3 protein-coding genes are annotated in these 5,496 nt (G+C 75.0%); 1 reads left to right on the top strand and 2 read right to left on the bottom strand.

The genetic code is table 11. The features are described from left to right. Positions 1-273: 273 nt before the first annotated feature. Complete coding sequence (locus VER05_RS01165; RefSeq protein ID WP_324843573.1) at positions 274-3,246, bottom strand: glycoside hydrolase family 2 TIM barrel-domain containing protein; 2,973 nt, start codon at positions 3,244-3,246, stop codon at positions 274-276. Positions 3,247-3,422: 176 nt separating this feature from the next. On the opposite strand from VER05_RS01165, the gene VER05_RS01160 reads away from it, so the two are divergent. Next, the gene (locus VER05_RS01160) at positions 3,423-4,940 is read left to right on the top strand and encodes an alpha-N-arabinofuranosidase (protein ID WP_324843572.1); all 1,518 of its coding nucleotides are present in this window, start codon (positions 3,423-3,425) and stop codon (positions 4,938-4,940) included. Between the two features lie 116 nt (positions 4,941-5,056). Here the strand turns inward: VER05_RS01160 and VER05_RS01155 are convergent. After that, positions 5,057-5,496 (bottom strand): hypothetical protein (locus tag VER05_RS01155; RefSeq protein WP_324843571.1); only part of this gene is annotated, 440 nt, incomplete at its 5' end.

Here is a 5,496-nt window from a genome sequence, read left to right as displayed (position 1 = left end):
ACATCGAGGAGGGCGGGTTCCTGATCCCGCCGCTGACGACGATCGACCCGGGCCTCGCGACGTCGACCGGCCTGATCCTGGACCTGCTCGTCGGCGAGCGCCGCGGCGAGGGCGGGCACATCGGCACGCCGTTCAGCCTCGTCGAGCGCTGAGTCCCCGCTCACCGACCCCGCGCCGAGTGGGCAGTCGATGTCCTCTCCCGGGACCCGGAAGGGACATCAACTGCCCACTCGGCGTGCGTGGCGCGTGCGGGGTGCGCGGGGGGGCGGCGCCTCAGCCCGCGGTCAGCCGCAGCGTCAGCTCGGCCGGGGCCGGGCGCAGGACCGCGTTCGGCAGCACCCCCGGCCCGCACGCGGCCGAGCCGAGCCCGTGCTGCGCCGCGTCCAGGTGCACGTGCAGCAGCCCGTCCGGGGTGAGCTCGTGCGGGTGCGCCGCCACGTCCAGCGCCCGGTCCGACCACGGCCGCAGCGACAGCTCGACGCCCGCCCGCGGCACGCCGCCGTAGACCGTCGGCCCGGCGTCCAGCACGAGCGACGAGCCGTCCGCGAACGACAGCGCCGCGTGCGTGACGCCCCGGCGCGCGCCGTTCTCCTGCGGGTGCGTGTACCGGGTCTGCAGGTCGCGGACCGTGTGCGACCACGCGCCGCCGACCGCGGCCTTCGCCGAGTCGGCGTACGACTCGTCCGGGCCCAGCCCGTGCCAGGAGACCGCGACGTCCGACGCGGCCGGCTCCTCCAGCGTCAGCAGCAGGCCCAGCCGCGCGATCGAGCCGGACCACCGGCCGTCCGGGACGATCCGCACCCGCAGGTCCACCGACCCGGCGGCCCCCGACGACCACACGTACGTCGTCCGGAACCCGTTCCGCGTCCGCGGCCCCGCCGTGCGCGCCTCGACCACCAGCGCCCCGTCGTCGTCGAGCGCGGCGGAGATCTTGCGCTCGGCGAGCAGGTGCAGGCCGTGCTCCCGCCAGACCTCCTCGTCGGCGGGCTCGACCCACATCGCCTGCCGCCGGTCGTTGTCCGTCGGCGCGCGCCACGCGTCGACGCGCAGCTCGGCGACCCGGCGACCGTGCAGGGCGACCAGGTTGCCCACCTCGTCGAACCGCGCGGGCCCGACGACGAACGACCCGTCCGTCTCCCGGCGCGCTCCCCCAGCGGCCAGGCCCGCGAGCGCCACCGCCGGGACGACCGCCACCTGCCCGGTCGCGACGACCCACGGACCGCCCGGGAACCAGGACGCGTCGAGGTCGTCGGCCGCGTGCTGCACCGCGCGCAGCGTCCAGAAGGTCGGCGTGTGGTCGGCGGCGGGCAGCGGCAGGTCGGCCGGCGGCGCGACCCGCACCGACGCACCCGGCGCCAGCACCCCCAGGTCCAGCGTCCCCGTCGCCAGCACGTCGGCCCCGTGCGACAGCGTCCACTCGAACGCCAGGTGCGCCGTGTCCCGGAACGCGTACCGGTTCCGCACCAGCAGCGCGTCCCCGCCGTCGACGGCGTCGATCCGCACCGGCGCGAACACCGCCGCGACCTCCCGCAGCGACGGCGCCGGCGTGCGGTCCGGCAGGACCAGCCCGTCCGCGACGAACGTGCCGTCGTGGAACAGCTCCCCGAAGTCGCCGCCGTACGCCGCGAACTCGTGGCCCTCGGCGTCGCGCCGGGACAGGCCGTGGTCGATCCACTCCCAGATGAAACCGCCCATCAGCCGCGGGTACCGGTCGAACAGGTCGTCGTAGTCGGACAGCCCGCCCGGGCCGTTGCCCATCGCGTGCGCGTACTCGCACTGCAGGAACGGCATCAGCCGCCGGCGCGCGTCCGCCTCCGGGCGAGCCAGGGCGGGGTCGACCCCGCGACCGATCAGCTCGGTGTGCTCGGTCGTCGCGTACATCCGCGAGTAGACGTCGACCTCGTCGGACGACCAGTCGCCCTCGTAGTGGATCGGCCGGGTCGGGTCGAGCGCGCGGACCGCCGACGCCATGGCGCCGACGTTGCAGCCGCCGCCCGCCTCGTTGCCCAGCGACCACAGGACGATGCTCGGGTGGTGCGCGTCGCGGCGGACCATGCGCGTCACGCGGTCGACCAGCACGTCCTGCCACGCGGGGTCGTCCACCGGGTTGCCCGGCCAGCGGCCGTCCTCCTGCTGGAACCCGTGCGTCTCGAGGTCGTTCTCGTCGACGACGTAGAGGCCGTGCCGGTCGCACAGGTCGAGGAAGTGCGGGTGCGGCGGGTAGTGGCTGGTCCGCACGGCGTTGATGTGGTGCCGCTTCATCAGCAGCACGTCGGCCTCCATGAGCTCCGGGCCGACGGACCGGCCGCGCAGCGGGTCGAACTCGTGCCGGTTGACGCCGCGCAGCTTGACGGGGGCGCCGTTGACCAGGAAGACGCCGCCCTCGATCGCGACGCGGCGGAAGCCGGCGTGCAGCACGACCCGCTCCCCCGGCGCCCGGACGACGACCTCGTAGAGCCGGGGGCGCTCGGCGCTCCACGGGTCGACCGCGGCGGTGGCGGTCTCCCCCGGCGCCAGGTCCAGGCCCAGCTCCGGGACGGTGACGCGCGTGCCCGGGGCGGCGTCCTCGACGTCGACGCGCAGCGTGCCGGTGCCGGTCGCGTGGTCGTAGTCGGCGGCGACCCCGACGTGGCCGAGGCCCGCGGCCGGGCGGTGCTCCAGCGTCACGCTGCGGAAGATGCCCGACAGCCACCACTGGTCCTGGTCCTCGACGTACGAGTACGCCGACCACTGGGTGACGCGCACGGCGAGCAGGTTCTCCCCGGGCCGGAGCGCGTCGGTGAGGTCGATCTCGGTCGGCAGGCGGGAACCGTGCGACGTGGCGACGACCGCGCCGTTGACGGCGACCTCGAACCACGAGTCGACGCCCTCGAACCGCAGGTACGTGCGGCCGTCGGCCGGCCAGTCCGCGGGGAGCTCGATCGTGCGGCGGTACTCCCCGGTGGGGTTCGCGTCCGGCACGTAGGGCGGGTCGATGGGGAACGGGAACAGCGCGTTGCTGTACGCGGGCGTGCCGTACGGCCAGGCCTCGGGCGCCTGCGCGAGCTGCCAGTGGCCCGGTACCGCGATGGTGTCCCAGTCGGCGCCCGGGTCCGCGGGGTCGGCGCCCGTGCGCGCGGTCGGGTGCAGCCGGAACCGCCACGGCCCGTCCAGGCTCACGACCCGGGCGTCGGACGCGCCCGCCGGCGGGCGGAACCGCGCGGGGACGACGCCGGTGGGCGGGTGGACGGTGACGTGGTCGGTCACGGGCACTCCTCGTCGGGTGGGGTCGCCGCGCTGCGATCCCCCCGCAGGGCGCCGGCGTCCGGCGGCGTCGCGCTGTCGCGACCCCCGGGTGGGACCGGGCTCGTTCAACGATGGACTATAGTCGGCTGCGCCGCCGTAGTTCAACGCTGAACGCACCTCGACGAAGGGTCTCTCCCATGCACTCCGCCACCGTCGTCATCGACCCCGCCTTCACGGTCGCCCCGGTCCGCCGCGGCACCTTCGGCACGTTCGTCGAGCACCTGGGTCGGTGCGTCTACACGGGCATCTTCGAGCCCGGCCACCCCACCGCCGACGCCGACGGGTTCCGCGGCGACGTGCTCGCGCTCGCCCGCGAGATGGGCATCTCGACCGTGCGCTACCCGGGCGGCAACTTCGTGTCGGGCTACAACTGGGAGGACGGCGTCGGCCCGGTCGAGGCCCGCCCGGAGCGGCTCGACCTGGCGTGGCACTCGACCGAGACCAACGCGTTCGGGCTGCACGAGTTCATGGCCTGGACCAAGGCCGCCGGCGCCGAGCCGATGATGGCCGTCAACCTCGGCACCCGCGGGCTGCCGGAGGCGCTGGAGCTCCTGGAGTACGCGAACCAGCGCCGCGGCTCCGCCCGCGCCGAGCAGCGCCGCGCCAACGGCGCCGACGAGCCGTTCGGCATCTCGTTCTGGTGCCTCGGCAACGAGATGGACGGCCCCTGGCAGCTCGGCCACAAGACCGCCCGTGAGTACGGCCGGCTCGCCGCCGAGACCGGGCGCGGCATGCGGCAGATGTTCCCCGACCTGACGCTGGTCGCCTGCGGCTCGTCGGGCTCCGGCATGCCGACGTTCGGCACCTGGGAGCGCGAGGTGCTCGAGGAGTGCTACGACCAGGTCGACCTCATCTCGGCGCACGCCTACTACCACGAGCAGGACGGCGACCTCGGGTCGTTCCTGGCGTCGGCGCAGGACATGGACCACTTCGTGGCGACCGTCGCGGCGACCGCGGACGCGGTGGGCGCGGCGCGCAAGACCGACAAGCGGATCAACATCTCGTTCGACGAGTGGAACGTCTGGTACCACGAGAACGAGGACGCGCTCCCCAAGGGCGAGGACTGGCCGGTCGCCCCGCGGCTCGAGGAGGACGTCTACACGGTCGCCGACGCGGTGGTCGTCGGGAACCTGCTCATCTCGCTGCTGCGGAACTCGGACCGGGTGCACTCGGCGAGCCAGGCGCAGCTGGTGAACGCGCTCGCGCCGATCATGACCGAGCCCGGCGGCGCGGCCTGGCGGCAGACCACGTTCCACCCGTTCGCGCTGACGTCGAAGTACGCCCGCGGCGAGGTGCTGCGCGTGGCGGTGGACGCGCCGACGTACGAGAACAAGCGGTTCGGGTCGTCGGCGCTCGTGGATGCGGTGGCGACGTACGACGCGGCGACCGGGGACGTCGCGGTGTTCGCGGTGAACCGCGCCGTCGACGGCCCGACCACGCTGCGGGTGGACCTGCGGGGCGTCGGCGCGGTCGAGATCGTGGAGGCGCTGACCTACGCGCACGACGACGTGCACTGGCGCGCGACGCAGGAGGACGCGGAGACCGTGCTGCCGCGGGCGAACGCGAGCGCCGCGGTCGGGGCGGACGGGGTGCTGACGGTCGAGCTGCCGGCGGTGTCGTGGTCGGTGCTGCGCCTGCGGGGCGCGGGGGCCTGAGCGCCGCGGCCCCGGCCCGCGCCGGCTCGCCCCCGCGCCGAACGCCTATCAAACGGGTCGAGTGCCTATCCGGCGGATAGGCACTCGACCCGTTTCATGCACAGTCGGCGCGGCGCTCACCAGCCGTCGGGGTAGACCTCCGACTCCGGGTCCGACACCGCGCGGTCACGCTCGCGGTTGGCGTTCGCGAACGCCTCGAGCCACGCCTGCTCGTCGGCGACGGTGGCCGGCCTGGGGGGCAGGGGCGGGCGCGGCGGCAGGAGCTCCGGGGGCACGTCGTAGCCGCGGTACTTCGCCTCACTGCCGACCGCCTCCAGGAACGCCCGGCGCGCGTCCTCGACCCGCGCCAGCCGCGCCAGGACGCGCTCGCGGCCCAGGTCGGAGTAGCGGACCTCGAACAGCGTGCCGCGCAGCCGGAGGTCGACGTGCTCGCTGCTCAGCCGCGCCGGGAAGCCCTCGACGGCGAACACGTCGCCCTCGCCGAAGCCAAGGTCGAGCGCCGCCTCGCGGATCGATGCCAGGGCGGCGCGGCGGCCGGCGTCGTCCGCGGGGACGC

The sequence above is a fragment of the Cellulomonas sp. genome (genome assembly GCF_035634735.1).
In the GTDB taxonomy this organism is placed as follows: Bacteria; Actinomycetota; Actinomycetes; order Actinomycetales; family Cellulomonadaceae; genus Cellulomonas.
Note: the sequence above shows the minus strand (reverse complement) of the source record. Positions and strands in the feature narration are given on the sequence as shown.

What these genes read in the sequence shown, in the direction of transcription:
- VER05_RS01160 (WP_324843572.1), top strand. Translation starts at nt 3,423, where the DNA reads ATGCACTCCGCCACCGTCGTCATCGACCCCGCCTTCACGGTCGCCCCG.